Origin of the sequence: Aestuariivirga sp., assembly GCF_965227715.1 — a bacterium.
GTDB lineage: Bacteria > Pseudomonadota > Alphaproteobacteria > Rhizobiales > Aestuariivirgaceae > Aestuariivirga.
The window spans coordinates 3,251,445-3,271,403 of record NZ_OZ245771.1; the positions used below are offsets into that span (position 1 = coordinate 3,251,445).

14 protein-coding genes and 1 tRNA gene are annotated in these 19,959 nt (G+C 60.3%); 11 read left to right on the plus strand and 4 right to left on the minus strand.

Annotated features, from left to right (window positions below):
• Nucleotides 1–31: 31 nt before the first annotated feature.
• Nucleotides 32–781: a DUF1223 domain-containing protein gene (locus tag ACO06F_RS15500; RefSeq protein WP_421693646.1), complete on the plus strand. Its 750-nt coding sequence runs from the start codon at nt 32–34 to the stop codon at nt 779–781.
• 39 nt (nt 782–820) lie between these two features.
• On the opposite strand, the gene ACO06F_RS15505 is transcribed toward ACO06F_RS15500, so the two are convergent.
• The 3 genes from ACO06F_RS15505 to ACO06F_RS15515 form a co-directional block, all read right to left on the minus strand.
• Nucleotides 821–1,519: a hypothetical protein gene (locus tag ACO06F_RS15505; protein ID WP_421693647.1), complete on the minus strand. Its 699-nt coding sequence runs from the start codon at nt 1,517–1,519 to the stop codon at nt 821–823.
• 104 nt (nt 1,520–1,623) lie between these two features.
• On the minus strand, nt 1,624–2,307 hold the full coding sequence (locus ACO06F_RS15510) for a hypothetical protein (RefSeq protein WP_421693648.1): 684 nt from the start codon (nt 2,305–2,307) through the stop codon (nt 1,624–1,626).
• Between the two features lie 120 nt (nt 2,308–2,427).
• Entirely contained in the window at nt 2,428–3,465 is a 1,038-nt protein-coding gene (locus ACO06F_RS15515) for an aspartate-semialdehyde dehydrogenase (protein WP_421693649.1), read from the minus strand.
• Nucleotides 3,466–3,814: 349 nt separating this feature from the next.
• On the opposite strand from ACO06F_RS15515, the gene ACO06F_RS15520 reads away from it, so the two are divergent.
• The 5 genes from ACO06F_RS15520 to ACO06F_RS15540 all read left to right on the plus strand — a co-directional run bounded on the left by ACO06F_RS15520 (nt 3,815) and on the right by ACO06F_RS15540 (nt 11,194).
• A tRNA-Ser gene (locus ACO06F_RS15520) sits at nt 3,815–3,904 on the plus strand.
• A gap of 774 nt (nt 3,905–4,678) precedes the next feature.
• Nucleotides 4,679–4,903 carry a hypothetical protein gene (locus tag ACO06F_RS15525; RefSeq protein ID WP_421693650.1) on the plus strand — a complete coding sequence of 75 codons (225 nt, stop codon included), beginning with the start codon at nt 4,679–4,681 and terminating at the stop codon, nt 4,901–4,903.
• 430 nt (nt 4,904–5,333) lie between these two features.
• A complete protein-coding gene (locus tag ACO06F_RS15530; RefSeq protein WP_421693651.1) occupies nt 5,334–6,275 on the plus strand; it encodes a SphA family protein in 942 nt (313 codons plus the stop codon).
• Nucleotides 6,276–6,315: 40 nt separating this feature from the next.
• The gene (locus ACO06F_RS15535; protein ID WP_421693652.1) at nt 6,316–8,712 is read left to right on the plus strand and encodes an arylsulfatase; all 2,397 of its coding nucleotides are present in this window, start codon (nt 6,316–6,318) and stop codon (nt 8,710–8,712) included.
• A 34-nt stretch (nt 8,713–8,746) separates the two neighbouring features.
• Nucleotides 8,747–11,194, plus strand: a complete 2,448-nt coding sequence (locus ACO06F_RS15540) for an arylsulfatase (protein WP_421693653.1) — start codon at nt 8,747–8,749, stop codon at nt 11,192–11,194.
• A 199-nt stretch (nt 11,195–11,393) separates the two neighbouring features.
• Here the strand turns inward: ACO06F_RS15540 and ACO06F_RS15545 are convergent, their stop codons facing one another.
• Nucleotides 11,394–12,284: a pseudouridine synthase gene (locus tag ACO06F_RS15545; RefSeq protein ID WP_421693654.1), complete on the minus strand. Its 891-nt coding sequence runs from the start codon at nt 12,282–12,284 to the stop codon at nt 11,394–11,396.
• 257 nt (nt 12,285–12,541) lie between these two features.
• On the opposite strand from ACO06F_RS15545, the gene mgtA reads away from it, so the two are divergent.
• From mgtA to arcC, 5 genes are all read left to right on the plus strand, one after another.
• Nucleotides 12,542–15,097, plus strand: coding sequence for a magnesium-translocating P-type ATPase (gene mgtA, locus ACO06F_RS15550; RefSeq protein WP_421693655.1), 2,556 nt, complete (start codon nt 12,542–12,544; stop codon nt 15,095–15,097).
• Nucleotides 15,098–15,295: 198 nt separating this feature from the next.
• A complete protein-coding gene (gene arcD / locus ACO06F_RS15555; RefSeq protein WP_421693656.1) occupies nt 15,296–16,765 on the plus strand; it encodes an arginine-ornithine antiporter in 1,470 nt (489 codons plus the stop codon).
• A 27-nt stretch (nt 16,766–16,792) separates the two neighbouring features.
• Nucleotides 16,793–18,025 carry an arginine deiminase gene (locus tag ACO06F_RS15560; protein ID WP_421693657.1) on the plus strand — a complete coding sequence of 411 codons (1,233 nt, stop codon included), beginning with the start codon at nt 16,793–16,795 and terminating at the stop codon, nt 18,023–18,025.
• Nucleotides 18,026–18,044: 19 nt separating this feature from the next.
• Nucleotides 18,045–19,046, plus strand: a complete 1,002-nt coding sequence (gene argF / locus ACO06F_RS15565) for an ornithine carbamoyltransferase (protein WP_421693658.1) — start codon at nt 18,045–18,047, stop codon at nt 19,044–19,046.
• Nucleotide 19,047: 1 nt separating this feature from the next.
• Nucleotides 19,048–19,956: a carbamate kinase gene (gene arcC, locus ACO06F_RS15570; RefSeq protein WP_421693659.1), complete on the plus strand. Its 909-nt coding sequence runs from the start codon at nt 19,048–19,050 to the stop codon at nt 19,954–19,956.
• Nucleotides 19,957–19,959 lie beyond the last annotated feature (3 nt).

Genomic DNA, 19,959 nt, shown 5'->3' on the forward strand with positions numbered 1-19,959 from the left:
GCTCGCGAGCCGTTTCAGTCATAAACGTTGCATGTATGCCTTCGCCGCCATCACCCGACGCCGCTGCCTCGCTCTTGGCGCTGGTGCAGGTGCGGCTGCTCTCGCGCCCGCGGCCTGGGCCTCTGCGCCGATTGACGTAGTGGTGGAATTGTTCTCGAGCCAGGGCTGCAACTCCTGCCCGCCGGGTGATAAGCTGCTGACGGAGCTGCGTGACAGGCCGGGGGTGCTGGCGCTGACCTTCCATGTCGATTACTGGGACTACCTCGGCTGGAAGGATACGCTCGGCAGCGCCGAGTTCTCCCAGCGGCAGTATGATTACGCCAAGGCGCGCGGCGACATGGATGTGTTCACCCCGCAGATGATCGTCAATGGCGAGAAGCAGATGGTGGGGAGCCAGCGCTCTGAGGTCTTCGCCGTGCTGGCGCAATCCCGGAAGCCCGCCTGGCCCGTCTCCGTGGAGATGAGCGACAATGGCAAGGAGATTGTCATTGCGCTCGGTGCCGCTGCCGAAGGCGGTGATGCGACCCTGTGGGTTATGCCGGTTCTCGACAACACCACGGTGAAGATCGAGAAGGGCGAAATGGCGGGCCGCACCATTTCCTACAGCAATGTGGTGCGCAAGCTCATACCGGCGGCGATGTGGACGGGCGCTGCAACCACGGTGTCCCTTCCCAAGGATGGCGTGCTGACGCCTGATTCCACGGGCTGCGTGGCGTTGCTGCAACAGGGCAAGGTTGGGCCGGTTTTGGGCTGCGCTTCCTGGGGCCGCGTCACAAGCTGAAGACGGGGCCTCGTGAAGGCCCCCTCTCCGGCCCTTGCATCACGCCGCGCGCAGCATCAATTCGCCGATCACCGCGCTATAGTCCCTGATTGCGAGGGAAGGCTTGATGGCTGTTGCCAGCAGGCCCTCGAATGCGGGCCCGGGCATTGCCTTCTGCAATTTGGACAAGAGCTCCACGCGCTCTTCGTGGTTCAGGGCAGGTGCCATCAGCATCATCACCGCTGCCAGTTTCTGCGGCGGCGCAGCGGCGACGATGCGGGATTCGATCGCCATCAGCTCCTGGTCGGTGAAGGCTTCATGCAAGGCGGCCAGCAGTTCGGTTTCTTCCACATGCATGTGTTCGAGGTCGTGCGCCGCGAAGACGGCATAGCGCTTGTACAGGCGGCGGCCGGCGAGCTCGCGCCCGGCCATGGGTGCCTGTTCGACCTTCAGGATCAGCTCTTCCAGGTCCACGAAGCTCGCCTCATGGCCTTCATGATCTTCAGCAGCATGTGACGCGGCGCCGGGGAGGCGTTCTTCGAGGGCTGCGTGGATCTCCCGGTTCTCGCCTTCAAGGTGGCCGCGGGCGACGGCCAGCAGGTTCCGCAGATCCGCCATCACGGCTTTGGTTCTTGCAGCATCGCGATAATCGAGGGCGCTCAGTGCGGGCAACATCCGGCAATGGCCCAGCCGAAGCGCCTTGTGAATGGCGTGATAGAAATTGTAGCGCGTTTCGTCCGGGATATAATTCGACGTCATCCGTGTCTCCAGTGAATCGTGGCGTTCAGTGGGAGCTGGGTAATCTGCGCCAGATCAAAATGTCGTGATTTGAATCACAGACACATGCAAATGAAACAAAAGTTTCAGGCTGCCGCAGAGCTGGCCGACGTCATAATCGGCTGCACGGTCGTCTCCATCAGCTCCGCGAACAGCGAAGGCCCCACATCGGCCTCGAGCTGAGACAGAAGCGTTCGCAGTTCGGCGGTGGTGAGTGCGGGCAGCATCAGCCGCATCAGCGTATCCAGCTGTTCAGGTGACAGGTTCTGGAAAATGCAGGATTCCATGAGCCGCAGCGCCTCATCGGAGAGCACATGCTGCAGGCAGGTGAGCAGGGCCGTCTCCTCATTGTTCATGCGCGCCAGATCCGCGGCGGCAAAGAGCGCATAGCAGCGATAGATGGTGCGTCCGGCATGATTGCGGCGCTGCGCCGTCGCCACCTTCATGGCGCGCATCAGCGAGTCCAGTTCGGCCAGTGCCGCAAGGTGGCTGATATGGTCCTGGCAGGTGCTGGCGGCCACTTCCGGGCGGCAGGAGGCAAGGGCAGGGGCGAGGGCCACTTGCTCGGCTGCAATCGCCGCGCGGCTCAGCTCACACAGCTGGCCCAGTTTCAGCAGCTGCTTCCCGGCCAGTTCCTCATGATTGTAATCCTCGGTGCCCAGGCCTGACAGCATGCGGCAATGGCCGAAACGCAATGCCTTGTGGAGAAAGAAGAAGGGATTGTAGCGGCTCTCGTCGGGCATGCACTTGGTGAGCCGGGGATAGGACAAGATGAATTCTCCAAAGGGGTCTGGCGCTGTCCAATTCCGCCCAGATGACCATGGAGAACGAAAAAAGGATGTGATCGAAATCACATCCTTCTGGGAAATCCACCGGAGAAACGAAGAAACTCAGGCCGCCTGCTTGATCAGGCCGCGGTTTATGAGGCTTTCCGCGATCTGCACGGCGTTGAGGGCCGCGCCCTTCCGCAGATTGTCCGACACGATCCAGAGGTTGAGGCCATTGTCGATCGTGGCATCCTCGCGGATTCGCGAGATGTAGGTTGCAAAGTCGCCCACGCATTCGACGGGCGTGATGTAGCCGCCATCCTCGCGCTTGTCGACGACGAGGCAGCCCGGCGCCTCACGCAGGATCTCGCGCGCTTCTTCCGCCGAGATCGGCGTCTCGAACTCGATGTTCACGGCTTCCGAATGGCCGACGAAGACGGGTACGCGCACGCAAGTGGCGGTGAGCTTGATCTTCGGGTCGAGGATCTTCTTGGTCTCGACCGTCATCTTCCACTCTTCCTTCGTGTCACCTGAATCCATGAACACGTCGATGTGGGGGATGACGTTGAAGGCAATCTGCTTGGTGAACTTCCGGGGTGTGGGTGAATCAGTGACGAAGATGCCCTTGGTTTGGTTCCACAATTCGTCGAGGCCTTCCTTGCCGGCGCCCGAGACCGACTGGTAGGTGGAGACGACCACGCGCTTGATCTTGGCCACGTCATGCAGGGGCTTCAGCACCACCACGAGCTGTGCCGTGGAGCAGTTGGGATTGGCGATGATGTTGCGGCGCTTGGGGCGCGCCATATATTCGACGAGGGCGCCCGCATTCACCTCAGGCACGATGAGCGGCACTTCCTGGTCATACCGCCAGCAGGAGGAATTATCGATCACGATCGCACCCGTGGCGCCGATCTTCGGAGACCATTCCTTGGACACCGCCGAGCCCGCCGACATCAGGCAGAAATCGACCTTGCTGAAATCGAACTGTTCCAGGTCCTGGCACTTCAGCACCCGGTCCCCGAAGGAGACCTCAACGCCCATCGACTTGCGCGAGGCAATGGCGTGGACCTCATCCACCGGGAACTGCCGCTCCTCGAGGATCGACAGCATTTCGCGCCCCACATTGCCCGTGGCGCCGACGACTGCAACCTTGTAACCCATGTTCTCTCTCCTAAGGCCGTCCTGCCCGTCCCCCGTGAGCCATGATGGCTCCGCTGCCGGGCAAAGAGGGTTTCAGCCTTCCACCCCCGCGGGGGAAGGCCGGGGGAGAAGGCTCACGCCGTTTTGGTGGTTTTTGTGTGTTTCACGGCCACGGCCAAGCCCGCGCGGCCCGCAATCGCGGCGCGCCTCAATCCATAGCTGGCGGCAAAAAGGGCCATGACCTGCCTGTTCGTGAACGCGCGATGTCTAGCCACCACGCTCCCTCAAGTCAACCGCCCAGAAAAAGGGTTGTGAGCCGCCTATCTCTCGGCTATCTACCCCCCGCGATCATCAGGCACGCCCTGAATGCGGAGAGGTGGCAGAGTGGTCGATCGCGCCGCACTCGAAATGCGGAGTACGGGTGACCGTACCGGGGGTTCGAATCCCTCCCTCTCCGCCATTTTATAAACCTAAGCTATTGAATTTGTGATGAAATGGCAGTGGCGAGCGAGTTGTGTCCTATCGATTGCCCTACCGGATTGATGATGAACATTAAGTCTTGCCTTCGCTAGAGTCATTGAAACTGCGAGTTTGGACAAATGGCTGAATCGACCGAGACTTCCGAAAGCTCACATCTTCAGTTTCACTACATAAAGAGCAATTTCTTTAGGATGGTTTCATCGGCAGAATTACACCTTTAGGGCTACTGCATTTCGCTTCGTATTCGGAGAGGCCAGCAATTCCTCAGGTCGCTATTCTACAGTATTTCTGTAAATTCCATCTCGCCTACACCGGCTCACATAGAGGGTCGTGCAGGAGTTGTTAGAGATCTCGACGTTGATAGACTCTTGAATAGGACCGCTGCCGCTGGTCTGCGTGATTGTCACGGCTTCCTGCTGACCGTCACTTGCTTGCATTTTCCGCCGTCACGCTGGCCTAGATTTCCCGGAGCAGCTTTCGCTTCCCTTGCTGATTATTATTCGGCCCTAAAATAGTTTCAGGCGTTCACACGCTTGTGTGCATTTCTTTTCTGACGTGAGACCGATTTGATCGTGTGTCTGAAAGACACCTTAAGCTGTTGTCTTAAAACAAAATAATTATGACGATGGCGTCACTCGGCTTGTTTCGACTTTCCGATAAGAACTACTAAATTCAAGTCATCGGGAACGCCATGTAACCGTTCCAGAAAATAAATAACTGACCCGAATTCAATTAACTGAAATGGATATACATCATGAAAAAGATCGCTTTCGCTTTCCTTGCACTGACTGCTCTTTCGTCAACTGCCTTTGCATCCGGCCGTGATGCGGCCGGCCCGCTTGGAAGCGTCGATATGCCGTCCGTTGAATTGGCGGTTTCAAGCAGTGCTACGTCGAACGTTGCGATGAACGAAGATTCGTCTCGCCCGCTTACGCGTTACGAGCGTGATTCGAAGTTGGCGAGCCAAAGCGCGAGCTGACGATCACACTCTATTGCAAACTCTACCGTAACTGAGTTGGGTGGTCGGGAGTTTTCCCGACCACTCGCTTAGGCTTCAGGCCGTCGCACGATGACCAGGGGAGATCCGTCCGGATTGGTCTTGCCAACAATGACGCGGTGAATTGCGACGTCGTCGAGGTCGGCGGGCAACGCCGCATCCGGGCCGATTTGGTGGATCGTGAATAGTCCGAACCCGGCGCATAGGCATGGATGCGATTGGCGCGTTCCTGATCGGAACTCTGCTTGATAAGCTATATGGCCACAAGTCGCCCGATTTGACCATAGGTTGTCAAATCGCGATTGTATTCACTGTTACCCTCCGCACAATCGAAAACCATCGAGGTGCCGGAATGACTATGCCCAATTGGGGCATCCGCAACAGGATATGGCGTTTACTGCCTTGCTTGTCCTTGGCTTCGACCTTGGCGAGCGGCGCGGCATTTGCTGTCGAGGGTGGATCAGGCGCATATCTCCTTGGCTCCCGCGACATCTATGCCGGCATCGTGCCAATGCCTGGCCTCTACCTCGGCAATGACGTCATCTACATCAATGGCAAACTCGATGGCTTGTCGGTCGGTGGTGCAATCGCGACCGATGTGGAATTGACAGCCATCGTCGACAAGATTGCCCTCACCTATTCAACAGGTGCGAAGCTGTTCGGCGGGCGGTTTGCATTCAGTGCCCAGCTTCCGATCGTGTCCATCCATGGAAATTTCGATCTTGTCTCGCCGATCTCCGGGCTGGGCCTTTCTGACAGCCAGTTCGGCCTGGGCGATCTCACGCTTATCCCCATGCTCGGCTATGACGACGGCCACATGCACTACAATCTCTCGCTGCCGGTCTTTGTCCCGACAGGCCAGTATTCCGATGCCACTGCGAGCAAGGGGCCGCCCATCGAGGTTGATATTCTGAGCCTCAGCAAGAACAAGTTCGGCGTCGACCCGACTATCGGGGTCACGTACCTCAACCCGGACAATGGCTTCGAACTGTCCGGGGCGCTGGGCGTCACCATCAGCACACTCAACACGGCCACTGACTATCAGACGGCACCTGAACTGCATTTCGAGGCCACTGCCGCTCAGCATCTGCCCAACGGCTTTGTGCTGGCTGCCACCGGATATGCCTATCAGCAGCTCGGCAATGACAGTGGCGACGGCGCGGAGAACCTCCAGAAGGTCCTTGAGGCTGACAGTCTCCAGGCGCGGGTGTTCGGTATCGGGCCGCTCATCGGCTACAGCACCAAGATCGGTGACACCAGCCTGTCCATGAAACTCAAATACATCCATGAACTGGGTGCCAAGCGCCGCGTCGAGGGCGACGTGATCTGGGGCAATGTGACAATCGGTCTCTAAGTCAACCCGTCAGCAGCGTCAGAAGGCAATGGAGCGGTCAATGAAGTTTGCACTCCCGGATTTGCACCGCCTTGGGGCGTCGAAGGCCTCATGGTTCCTGAGCTTCGCGCTGATCGCATCGCTCGCTCCTGACAATCCTGTGTGGGCGGCGGACGACGGTTCCATTTTGCCGTTCCCGCCAGCCCCCTCTGCCAGCATCGCCGGCCCAACGCTGAAGGAGTCGACGCACCAGCGCCGTGTCGAGGTGAAGCACCTGCCGCCGGGCGCACCCAACATCCTTATCGTCCTTATGGATGACGTCGGATACGGCGTGGCCGACACCTTCGGCGGATTTGTTCACACGCCCACGCTCAGCAAGCTGGCAGGCCAGGGCATTTCCTACAACACGTTCAACACCACGGCCATCTGCTCGCCGACCCGCGCTGCCCTGCTGACAGGGCGCAACCAGCACCGCGTCGGCTCGGGCACGATTGCCGAGCGTGCGGTTGACTGGGACGGTTATGTGGGGGTCATCCCCAAGACCTCGGCCACCGTGGCGGAGGTGCTGAAGGACTATGGCTACAGCACCGCGGCCTTCGGCAAGTGGCACAACACCCCCGCCACCGAAACAACGGCGATGGGCCCGTTTGACCGCTGGCCGACGGGATATGGCTTTGAATATTTCTACGGCTTCCTGGCTGGTGAAACCTCGCAGTGGGAACCGCGGCTCGTCGAGAACACCAACACCATCGAGCCGCCGCATGATCCCCAGTATCACCTGACCACGGATCTTGCCGACCGCGCCATCACCTGGCTGCACAAGCACCGGGCCTATGCGCCGGACAAGCCATTCCTGATGTACTGGGCGCCTGGCGCGTCGCACGGGCCCCACCACATTTTTGCGGAATGGGCAGACAAGTATAAGGGCAAGTTCGACCAAGGCTGGGATGCCCTGCGCGAAGAGGTCTTCGCCCGCCAGAAGTCCCTGGGCTGGACTCCCGCCGGCACCAAACTGACGCCCCGCCCCGATACGCTGGCGAGTTGGGACAGCATCCCGCAGAGCGAGCGGCCATTCCAGGAGCGGCTGATGGAGGTCTTCGCCGGGTTCACCGAACATGCTGATTTCGAGGCCGGCCGCATCATCGATGAACTCGAGAAAATGGGTCTGCGGGACAACACGCTGATCTTCTACGTGTTCGGCGACAACGGTTCGAGTGCCGAAGGGCAGGCTGGCTCGATCAGCGAGCTGCTGGCCCAGAATGGCATTCCCAACACCGTCGACCAGCAAATGGCCGCCATGAACAGGCTCGGCGGCATCAAGGAGCTGGGCGGCCCCAAGATGGACAACATGTATCATGCCGGATGGGCATGGGCGGGCTCGACGCCTTTCCAGGCGACGAAGCTCGTGGCCGCCTATTTCGGCGGCACCCGCAATCCGCTGGTCATTTCGTGGCCTGCCAAAATCACGCCTGACAAGCAACCGCGCACGCAGTTCCACCATGTCAATGACATCGCTCCGACGATTTATGAGGTGCTGGGCATTACGCCGCCAAAGGACGTGAACGGCCAGCCACAGGATCCCATCGACGGCGTCAGCATGGAATACAGCTTCAACGACGCTGGCGCCAAGGACAGCAAGACCGAACAGTACTTCGAGAACAGCGGCAGCCGCGCGCTCTACAAGGATGGCTGGATAGCCTCGGCCTTCGGTCCCTTCATCCCGTGGCAGGCGTCACTGCCGTTCAATACCAAGTGGGATCCTGACACGGATGCGTGGAGCCTTTACGACCTGTCGAAGGACTTCTCGCAGTCAACGGACCTTTCTGCTGTCGATCCGGACCGGCTCGCGGCGATGAAGGCGCGCTTCCTCGAAGTCGCCAGGGACAACAAGGTGTTTCCCATCGGGGCAGGCAACTGGTTGCGGCAGCACCCGGAAGATCGCGTCAAGACGCCTTATACCAGCTGGAACTTCGATGCGACCACCACGCGCATGCCGGAGTTCACGGCTCCGGGCCTCGGCCGAGAAACCAACCACGTGACCATCGACGCGGAGTTTGGCGACGAAGCGTCGGGTGTTCTCTACGCGCTCGGCGGGGCTTCAGGAGGGCTGACCCTCTACATGGACAAGGGAACGCTCGTTTACGACTACAACATGATGATCATCGAGAACTACGAGGCGCGCTCTGCCACCAAAATTCCAGCCGGCAAGCACCGCATAGAGGTGGCGACGAAGTTCCAGTCACCGAAGCCGCTGTCTCCGGCCCATGTGACCATCTCGGTGGATGGCAAGGAGGTTGCCAAGGTCACTGTCGGACGCACCGTTCCCGCAGCCTTCACGGCGTCGGAAACGTTCGATGTTGGCGTGGATCTCGGCTCACCGGTAGCCTTGGCCTACGATGACCAGCGACCGTTCAAGTTCGACGGCAAGATCGAATCTGTCCACGTGGAACTGAAATAGCAAACCAATGCCTGCACAGCAGATAGGGGCGAACATGACACAGAAACATTTCGACTTGTCCGCATGTCGGATTGTCCGCCAGTTCAGGACCGGGGTCACCGCCATTGCGATCGCATGTTCGGCACTGACCAGTGCAGCAAGTGGAGCTCTCGCCCAATCGGCCTCTCCGGGCGCATCGGCAGCCTCCGTCGACGGGTCCATACTTCCCTTTCCCCCGACACCATCCGCCTCGACGCCAGGGCTGACGATCCAGGATTCCATCTACAAGAAGCGCGTCGAGCCGAAGCGTCTCGCTGCCGATGCGCCGAACATCCTGATCATCTTGATGGATGACGTGGGCCCCGGCACGCCGTCGACTTATGGTGGAGAGATCAACACCCCAACCCTCGACCGCGTCTCGAAGATGGGCGTTTCGTTCAGCCGGTTCCACTCGACTGCCATGTGCTCACCGACGCGCGCGGCACTCCTCACCGGGCGGAACCATACCTTTGTCGGCAATGGACAGATCGCGGCGCTGGCAAATGACTTCGACGGCTTCAGCGGCATCATCCCGAAATCCTCGGCCACCATCGCCGAAGTGCTGAAGAACTATGGCTACAACACGGGCGCCTGGGGCAAGTGGCACAACACGCCCGAGGAGCAGATTACTTCCAAGGGGCCCTTCGAATACTGGCCGACCGGCTATGGCTTCGAATATTTCTACGGCTTCCTGGCTGGCGAGGCTTCGCAGTATGAGCCGACGCTGACCCGCAACACCACCATGGTGACCGGAGAGCGGCCCAAGGGCTATCATTTCAGCAATGACATCGCCGAGGATGCCATCCACTGGCTGCGCGAGCAGAAGGCCTATGCACCCGACAAACCGTTCTTCATGTACTGGGCGCCGGGTGCATCGCATGGGCCGCACCAGGTCATGAAGGAATGGGCCGACAAGTACAAAGGCAAGTTCGATGACGGCTGGGACAAGTATCGCGAGCGCACCTTCGCCCGAGCGAAGGCCCTGGGCTGGATTCCGCAGGATGCCGAACTGACGCCGCGCCCAGCCTCGATGGCGTCATGGGACTCGATCCCCGAGGCCGAGAAGCCGTTCCAGCGCCGCCTCATGGAGGTCTTCGCCGGATTCACCGAACATGCCGACTACAACGCCGGGCGCGTCATCGACGAGATCGAGAAGCAGGGCAAGCTCGACAACACGCTGATCTTCTACATCTGGGGTGACAACGGCTCGTCATCCGAGGGCCTCAACGGCACCATCAGCGAGCAGCTGGCGCAGAATGGCATCCCCACCACGATTTCCCAGCACATCACGGCGCTGGACGAGCTGGGCGGCCTCGATGCCCTTGGCGGCCCCAAGACCGACAACATGTATCACGCCGGATGGGCCTGGGCCGGCAGCACGCCCTATCAGGGCACGAAGCTCATGGGCTCCTACTTCGGCGGCACGCGGCAGCCCCTGGCGGTCTCCTGGCCTGCGCACATCAAGGCCGATCCGCTGGCCCGGCCGCAGTTCCATCACGTGGTGGACATCGTGCCGACCATCTATGAACTGGCGCACATCACGCCGCCGCATGTCGTCAATGGCATCGAGCAGGATCCGATTGCCGGCATCAGCATGACCTATGCGATGGATGACGCGAAGGCGCCCGGCATGCGCCACACCCAGTTCTTCGACATCATGGCCAGCCGCGGCATTTATCACGACGGCTGGTTCGCCAGCGCGCCGGGCCCGCGCGAGCCCTGGGTGAGCGGTTTGCCGAAGGGGATCAAGTCATGGTCGCCGCTGACCGACAAGTGGGAGCTCTACAACATCGACAAGGACTGGAGCGAGGCCCACGACCTTGCGGCATCGAACCCTGAGAAGCTTGCGGAGATGAAGGACCTCTTCCTGGTCGAGTCGACCAAGAACAAGAACCTGCCGATCGGCGGCGGCCTGTGGTCCACCGCGATGTTCCATCCGGAAGATGCCCCGGCCTCAGCCCTTACCGAATGGACCTTCGACAATCCGCTGACCGGCATGCCGGAGTCAGCCGCACCGAAACTCGGCAAGAACAGCAGCCTCGTGACCATGGACCTCAACGTACCGGAGAATGCCAATGGAGTGCTGTATGCGCTCGCCGGCTTCTCCGGTGGTGTTACTTGCTACGTGAAGGACGGAGTCCTGAACTACGAGTTCAACCTGTTTGAAGTGCAGCGTACGAAAATCCGGTCCAAGGCGCAGTTGCCTGAGGGCAAGGTCCAGGTGGAAGTCGAATCGAAGCTGGTGGACAAGATCGGCGGACCGATGGACATCACACTGAGGGTGAACGGCGAGGTGGTGGGGCAGGGCCGCGTTCCGGCCGCAATGTCCCTGCATTTCACCTCCAACGCCACCTTCGACATTGGCGAGGACCTGGATTCGCCAGTCTCGCTCGAATACTACGATCAAGCGCCATTTCCCTTCAACGGCACGATTGGGAAGACGAGCATCAGCTATCTCAAATAGTGTTCGCGACGACCGCTCGGCCCGACGGGAGTTATTAATTCCATCCCGCAGGGACCGGCAAACTGCCAAGCCGCTGATCTTGTGACGTGGTCTTTCTCACCCCTGCTCCACCCCGCCGAAAACGGCAAAACCTCATCAGGACGGGCGGGTTTGGATTCATCACTTGCAAGGGGGCAAACCCATCGGACACCTCGTCCGTTTAAAAGTGCAGGCTGCGTTGGCTCTCGAATACCCGCCCGGCACCGGTCACCGGGTCGGTGAAAGCGATGCGCTGCGCCAGCAGTTGCAAGACTTGGCTGAAGTCTTCCGGCGCATCCGGTGTGCGCAGCAGCTCGGGGTAGAGCAAGTCACCCTCCAGGGCTAAGCCCAGTGACAGCATGTGCACCCGCAGCTGGTGGCGTTTGCCACTGACCGGCTCCAACTGGTACAGTGCGCGAGAGCCATCGGTGCGCAGCAGGCTGATGCGGGTTTCGCTGTTGGCATCACCCGGCACTTCTTGCATCCGAAAAAAGGGCTCGCCCGCTACCAGGCGGCTGGTGTGGGTGCGGGGCCATGTCAGCTCAGCGCGAAAGGGGGCGATGGCGTGGTAGGTCTTGTGGATGAGCTGCTGGCGAAACAGGGCATGGTAGGCGTCCCGGTTAGCCGGGCGTTTGCTCAGCAACACCAGGCCCGCGGTTTCGCGGTCGATGCGGTGCAAGGGCACCAGATCGTCACAACCCGTCAGATTCCTCAGTTGCACGTGCAAACTCTGCTGCACATACTGCCCCGCAGCTGTGACGGGCATGAAATGGGGTTTGTCGGAGACCAAGAGATGGTCGTCTTCGAACAGGATGCGGGCCTGCTCCGGCAGCTGCGGTTCGTCCTCAATGTGGCGGTAGTAAAACACGCGCATGTGCGGCGTGTAGGGCTGCGTGAGCAGCACGGGTTGACCTTCCGCGTTCAGCACCGATTGGCTGCGCAGACGCGCGGTCCATGCCTCGCGCGAGATGTTGGGCATGCGCTCGACCAAGAAGTCCAGCACCGTGGGCCAGGGGCCAGCGGGAAGGGTCACGCAACTGGGGCCCACGCCGTGGCGTGTGGGGATGTGCATCGCTCAGATCCTTTTGAACACCAGGCCACGGCTTTCAAACCTGGTGAGCGGACGGTCGTCGGGCTGGGGCGCGGTTTCGTCGTGATTGGAGACACTGCAGCGCAATAGAGACTCGCTGCCATTTTTACAATGCATCGCTGCCGGCCCGCCAGCATTTGATGTCGCCATGCGCCCTGAAGTTGGAGCGGCGGAACATGATGCGGCATGGAGCAAGGGGCCGGGGCGTGGTATGAGCGCGGCTCAGAGAGGGTGTCGCCATGGCCGAAACTGCACCTGATGCCAGCTACTGGAGCCAGGACGTTTCTGCACTGGCGCAGGCACTGGGAAGCGCCGTCACCGGTCTCACCTCTGATCGCGCGGCAGAGCAGCTCAAGGCGATCGGGCCCAATAGCGTCGAGGATGCGCAACGCTTAAGCGCAGTGCGGCTGCTGCTGCGCCAGTTCGAAAGTCCGCTGGTTCTGATCCTTGCCTTCGCTGCGGTCATTTCGCTTGGCCTCCGGCAATGGGTGGATGCGGGGATTGTGCTCGCGATCGTTCTCGGCAGTTCGTTTCTCAGCTTCTTTCAGGAATACCGGGCGTCGGCTGCCGTCGAAGAGCTGAAGAAGCGGCTGACCCTCACGGCGCGGGTGCTGCGCGACGGGGCTGAACAGGTGTTGCCGCTGAACGTGATCGTTCCGGGTGACGTCATTCTGCTTTCGGCAGGCAATTTGATCCCCGCGGATGGCGTCGTGATCGAGGCGCAGGACTTTCTCGTCAGCGAGGCCAGCATGACGGGCGAGTCCTTTCCGGTCGAGAAACGCTCGGGGACCGCCGCCCGCGATGCGCCTCTGGCCGGGCGGACGAACACAGTCTTTCTCGGCGCCTCAGTGCGCAGCGGCACGGCAAAGGTTCTGGTTGTCAGAACCGGCCGCCGGACTGAATTCGGCGCAATCGCCGCGCGGCTGCGGGCGCGTTCGCCTGAGACGGATTTCGAGCGCGGTGTGAGGCAGTTCGGTTACCTGCTGATCCGCGTGATGGTGGTCATCGTTCTGTTTGTGCTGACGGTAAACCTCCTTCTCGACCGCCCAATTGTCGAATCGCTGCTGTTCGCGGTGGCGCTCGCGGTGGGGTTGTCGCCCGAACTCCTGCCCGCCATCATCAGTGTCACACTGTCTGCGGGTGCCCGCGCCATGAGCAAGCGCGGCGTGATCGTGCGGCGCCTCGGTGCCATCGAGAATCTCGGCAGCATGAACATTCTTTGCACCGACAAAACCGGCACGCTGACCGAGGGCACCGTTGTTCTGAGCGAGGTGCTCGACACGGCAAACCGCCCGTCGGACGAGGTGCGCCGGCTCGCCTTCATCAATGCGGCCCTCGAAACCGGTGTTGCGAATCCTCTCGACGCCGCCATCGTCGAGGCAGGAAATCGCGCCGCATTGACGACCGGCGGACTGACCAAGATTGACGAAATCCCCTATGATTTCGTGCGCCGCCGCCTGACCATCGTGGTGGCGGAAAATGGAACGGTTGGTCAGCACCTGTTCGTGACCAAGGGCGCGTTCAAGAACATCCTCGAGATCTGCACCTCTGTCGACCGTGACGGCGTGGAGGCGCCGATCGATGAGACGGCACGCAGCCAACTCGAGGCGGCCTTCCAGTCCAAGAGCCTGCAAGGCTTTCGCGTTCTGGCACTTGCGACGCGCAGTGCGGCCGCGCGCCCCGATTACAACCGGGAAGACGAGCGGGACATGGTCTTTCGCGGCTTTCTGGTGTTCCTCGACCCACCAAAGCCCGAGGCCAGGAAGACAATTCAGGACCTCGCCCGGCTTGGCATCGCCATCAAGGTGATCAGCGGTGACAATCGCCATGTGACGGCCCACATGGCAGAGGCCGTCGGCCTTGACGCCAGCTCGATGCTGACGGGGGAGGATCTGGCGAAGCTCAAGGACGAGGCACTCTGGCATCTGGCGCCGCGCACCGATCTCTTTGTCGAGATCGACCCACAGCAGAAAGAGCGCATTGTGCGCGCCCTGCAACGAACCGGAAACGCGGTTGGCTATCTGGGTGACGGGATCAATGATGCCCCTGCGCTTCATGCCGCCGATGTGGGAATATCCGTCTCTGAAGCCGTGGATGTCGCGCGCGAGAGTGCAGACATCATTCTTCTCAGCCGCGATCTGGATGTGTTGCGCGAGGGCGTGCAGGATGGACGGCGCACTTTCGCAAACACGCTCAAATACATCTCGATCACCACCAGCGCCAATTTCGGAAACATGATCAGCATGGCGCTGGCGACACCGCTTCTGCCGTTCCTGCCGCTGGCCGCCAAGCAAATCCTGCTCAACAACTTCCTGTCGGATCTTCCGTCCATTGCGATTTCAAGCGACACTGTGGATCCGGAGCGGGTATCCAGCCCGCAGCGCTGGAGCATCAAGGACATCCAGCGATTCATGATCGTGTTCGGATTGATCAGCTCGGCCTTCGACATATTGACTTTCTGCGTTCTCCTTTACGTCTTCCATGCGGGTGAAGCCGTGTTCCAGACATCCTGGTTCATGATCTCTCTCCTGACCGAACTTGCGGTCGTGCTCGTGCTGCGCACACGGCACCCGGTATTCAGCAGCCAGCCCAGCAAATTGCTCCTGTGGTCGACGATCGCCGCTGCAGCCGCAACCTTTGCGATCCCGTTTCTCGGGCGAATGAGTTCGGCCTTCGGCTTCGTTCCGCTTTCGGCCCTGGAGCTGACGGCTGTGATCGGGATCGTCAGCGGATACATCGTGGCCACCGAAATCGCGAAACTGTGGTTCTTCCGGCGTGCCGTTACGTCTGCGTGAGCTGAAAGCAATAACGCCGCCCGCCCCGCAGTGAGCGGCTGACCGTCATAAATATCCTTGGAAGTGATGCTAGCCTGCTCTTCAGGGCAGTCGTGACAGTGCAAGTTTGCCGCCGTTGATGCAGATCAAGGACCCAGCGGCAATTCCACAGCACCTTCCGCTGCGACTCCGGCCTTTCGGCATCAAGGAGATATCAAGATGAGTGAATCGGTTTCCACGCCGAGCCGTCCCGCATCAGGGAGTGGCCGCGGCAAGCTCGGTCTGTTGCCTTTGATCGCTCTGGTCGTGGGCTCGATGATTGGCGGTGGCGTCTTTAGCCTTCCCCAGAACATGGCAAAAGGTGCTTCGGCGGGGCCCGTCATCATTGGCTGGCTGATCACCGGCATCGGCATGCTGGCGCTTGCTCTGGTCTATCAGCGGCTGTCCGTGCGCAAACCCAAGCTTGACGCTGGTCCCTATTCCTATGCGCGCGCCGGCTTTGGTGATTTTGTCGGCTTCAACAGCGCCTGGGGCTATTGGCTGAGCGCGTGGATCGGCAATGTGTCCTATGCCGTGCTCATTTTCGGTGCCTTGAGCTATTTCTACCCCGCCTTCGGGGCGGAGGGGAACAGCTTTCAGGCGATCGTGGGCGCTTCCATTCTTCTCTGGCTGATCCATGCGCTGATCTTGCTGGGTGTGCGGCAGGCAGCCATCATAAATGTTGTGACGACGATCGCGAAGCTTGCGCCGATTTTCGTGTTCATCGTGGCGTTGATCCTTGTGTTTAATCTCCCGAAGTTCAGTCTCGATTTCTGGGGTGCCGGCGTCCCGGCGCTTGGAAGCGCGATGACCCAGGTGAAGAGCACGATGCTTGTGACCCTCTGGGTCTTCATCGGTATCGAAGGGGCGAGTGTTGTCTCGGCGCGGGCGGAGCGGAGGGCCGACATCGGCCGCGCGACCATTCTCGGCTTCATCACCGCACTTGGGGTTTATTTGCTGGTCTCGCTCCTGTCTTTCGGTGTCATGAGCCAATCGGAACTTTCCGGCCTGCCTGCGGCGGCATCGATGGCGGATGTGCTCGAAAGGGCCGTGGGACCGTGGGGCTCAGTCCTCGTTCGGATAGGTCTTGTTATCTCGGTTGCCGGCGCGTTCCTGAGCTGGACGCTGTTTGCGGCTGAGATTCCCTTTCGGGCGGCCCGGGAAGGCATGCTGCCGGATGTGTTTGCGGCCGAAAACAAGCGGGGCTCGCCGCATGGTTCACTCTGGATCACCAATATTCTTGTGCAGGGTTTTCTGATCCTCACGCTCTATGCGAACTCAACATATCTCGCCTTGTTCTACATCGCGTCCACCGCAATTCTGGTGCCATATGTGCTTTCCGGTGCGTATGCGTTGAAGCTTGCAGTGACGGGCGAAGGCTATGGCCGGGGCGAAGCACGGTGGGGGGACGTCTTTGCAGGCGCCGTGGCAACCGTTTACGGGGCCTGGCTCGTTTATGCTGCCGGGCCGAACTACCTCCTGATGTGCGCAATCCTCTACGCATTGGGCATTCCGGTTTACTGGTGGGCAAGGCACGCGAGGGGCGAGAGGGCCTTTTCCGTGGTGGAGGCGCTGTTGGGGCTCGGCATCGTCCTTGCTGCGATCGTTGCCGGTTACCTGATGTGGACCGGCTCGATCAGTGCATTGTGATCAATTGAACAGAAGGCACTGACGCCCATGGAACATACCCAGCAGCTTGGCGTGCATTCCGAGACGGGCAAGCTCCGGCAGGTTATCGTCTGCCGCCCCGGCCTCGCGCACCGGCGCTTGACACCCAACAACTGCCGCGACTTCCTCTTCGACGATGTGTTCTGGGTGAAGCAGGCGCAGAAGGATCACGATGTCTTTGCCGCTCTCATGCGCGCGGACGGCGTTGAGGTTCTGGATGTGAACATTCTCCTCGCCGAGACGCTTGACTCAGTGGAAGGACGTGGCTGGGTCCTCGACCGCCGGATCAATCCGGACCATGTCGGCGTCGGGATGACGGCCGAACTGCGCGGTTGGCTGGATGAATTGCCGGGAAGCAAACTGGCCGACTTTCTGCTGGGTGGTCTGGCCGCCGATGAACTGCCTTTCAAACCGAAGGATCTGTTCGGCAGCTATCTGGGTCATCATGGCTTCGTGTTCCCACCATTGCCGAATGCACTTTTCACCCGTGATAATTCGGCTTGGATCTATGGCGGTGTGACGCTGAACCCGATGTATTGGCAGGCCCGCCGGCCAGAAACCCTGCTCAATGCCGCGATCTATAAGTTTCATCCGAAATTCTCCGGCACGGTTACGGTCCATTGGGGCGACCCGGCAAAAGACCATGGGCTGGCAACTCTCGAGGGTGGCGACATCATGCCGGTTGGCAACCGGACCGTGCTGCTTGGCATGGGAGAACGGTCATCACCCCAAGGAATCGGCCAGCTTGCCGAAGCATTGTTTGCCAAGGGTGTTGTTGATCGCGCCCTGGCATTTCGGATTCCAAGCTCCCGCGCGTCAATGCATCTCGACACGGTGTTCACGCTCTGTGGGGGTGATGTGGTGACGACGTTCAAGGAAGTTGCGGATCAGCTTGTCTGCTATGATATCCGGCCGGGTGACGGCAGGAATGCACTGTCCTTCCGTCTCGACCCGCGCCCCATATTCGAAATCGTTGCGGAAGTGCTGGGCTACAAGACGCTGCAGATCGTGCCAACTGGAGGCAATACGGAGGAGGAGAGGGCGCGCGAACAGTGGAACGACGGCAACAATGTTCTGACGCTGCGCCCAGGCGTGGTGATTGGCTACGACCGCAATGATGATACGAACGCCGCCTTAAAGGCAGCTGGCGTAGAGGTGTTGACGATGCCCGGCGGCGAACTCGGACGAGGCCGGGGCGGGGGACATTGCATGAGCTGTCCGACGATCAGAGATGCTGCCTAGAGTTTGAGAGGACAATCGCATGGCGTTCAATCTGAAGAACCGCAGTCTGCTGACTCTCCGCGATTACACGCCACGCGAAATTGGCTTTCTGTTAAAACTCGCAGCAGACCTGAAGGCTGCCAAATATGCCGGAACCGAGGTTCCGCGGTTGCGTGGCAAGGATATTGCCCTGATCTTCGAAAAGGATTCAACGCGCACCAGGGTGGGGTTTGAGGTCGCCGCCTATGATCAGGGCGCACGCGTGACCTATCTCGGGCCCACGGGCACCCACATCGACCACAAGGAATCTGTCAAGGACACGGCGCGGGTTCTCGGCCGGATTTATGATGCAATCGAATATCGTGGCTTTGGACAGGACGTTGTCGAGGCGCTTGCGAAATATGCGGGCGTACCGGTCTACAATGGGCTCACCAATGAGTTCCACCCGACCCAAATCCTCGCGGACTTCCTGACGATGCAGGAACACGGCGAGAAGAGCCTGCATGAGGTTTCCTTCGTGTTCATGGGCGATGCGGCGAACAACATGGGGGACAGTCTGCTGATTGGCGGAGCCAAGATGGGCATGGACGTGAGGCTTTGCGCGCCGAAGGAATGCTGGCCTTCCGAGGCCATACAGAATTATGCCAAGGACGTTGCCCTGGCCACCGGGGCACGAATCTTGGTTTCCGATGACATTCCGGCGGCAGTCAACGGCGCCGACTTTGTCTATACCGACGTGTGGGTTTCGATGGGCGAGCCGGAAGCAAAGTGGGCCGAGAGGATCAAACTTCTGAGACCTTATCAGGTGAATTCGGAACTGATGGCGCTGACCGGCAATCCGCGGGCCAAATTCATGCATTGCCTGCCAGCCTTTCACAATACGGAGACGACCGTGGGTGCGAAAATCAAATCTGATTTCGGGCTCGACGCGATGGAAGTGACCGAGGAGGTTTTCGAGAGCCCGGCCTCGATCGTGTTTGACCAGGCCGAGAACCGCTTGCACACCATCAAGGCGGTTCTGGTTGCGACGCTTGGGGACTGACATGCTGGTGGTTGCTGCATTGGGCGGGAATGCACTGCTGGAGCGGCGGCAGCCACTGACGGCGGAGGTGCAGCGTGCCAATGTCAGAGTGGCAGCCAAGGCCTTGGCGGAGGTGGTGCGTGCTGGCCACAGGCTTGTCGTCACCCACGGAAACGGCCCCCAGGTGGGGCTGCTTGCGTTGCAGGGCGCTTCATTCAGGCCGGATGAAGCCTATCCGCTCGATGTGCTGGGCGCCGAAACCGAGGGCATGATCGGCTATCTGATCGAGCAAGAGCTCGAGAATGCACTGGGACAAGACTGCAGCGTGGCGACACTTCTGACGCAGGTGATCGTGGATCCAAATGATCCTGCATTCAAGACGCCAACGAAGTTCATTGGACCTGTGTATGACCGCGAGCAGGCAGAGGCCCGGGCCGCGGCGGCAGGCTGGAGCATTGCTGCAGACGGGACCAAGTGGCGTCGGGTCGTCGCTTCGCCAAAACCCTTGGAGATACCGGACGCCGGGACAATAAGGCTGCTGCTGGATCATGGCGTCATCGTCATCTGCGCCGGCGGCGGCGGCATCCCCGTTATGCGCCGGGCTGATGGAAGTCTCATTGGCGTCGAGGCCGTGGTCGACAAGGATGCCGCGAGTGCTCTTCTCGCATCACTGATCGGTGCTGAGGCCCTGCTTCTGCTGACCGATGTTGATGGGGTTTTCGACGGTTGGTCCACGCCTCAGCAAGTGCTGATCCGGCATTTGAGCGTGGCTGAAGCGCGAAGCCGGACGGATCCTGCGGGCTCCATGGGACCAAAGGTGGAGGCTGCGGCGCGTTTCGTCAGCAATGGGGGAAAAATAGCGGGCATCGGCAAACTCGATGAGGCTCTTGCCATGCTGACGGGCAATGCCGGGACCATCATATCGGCCTGATCG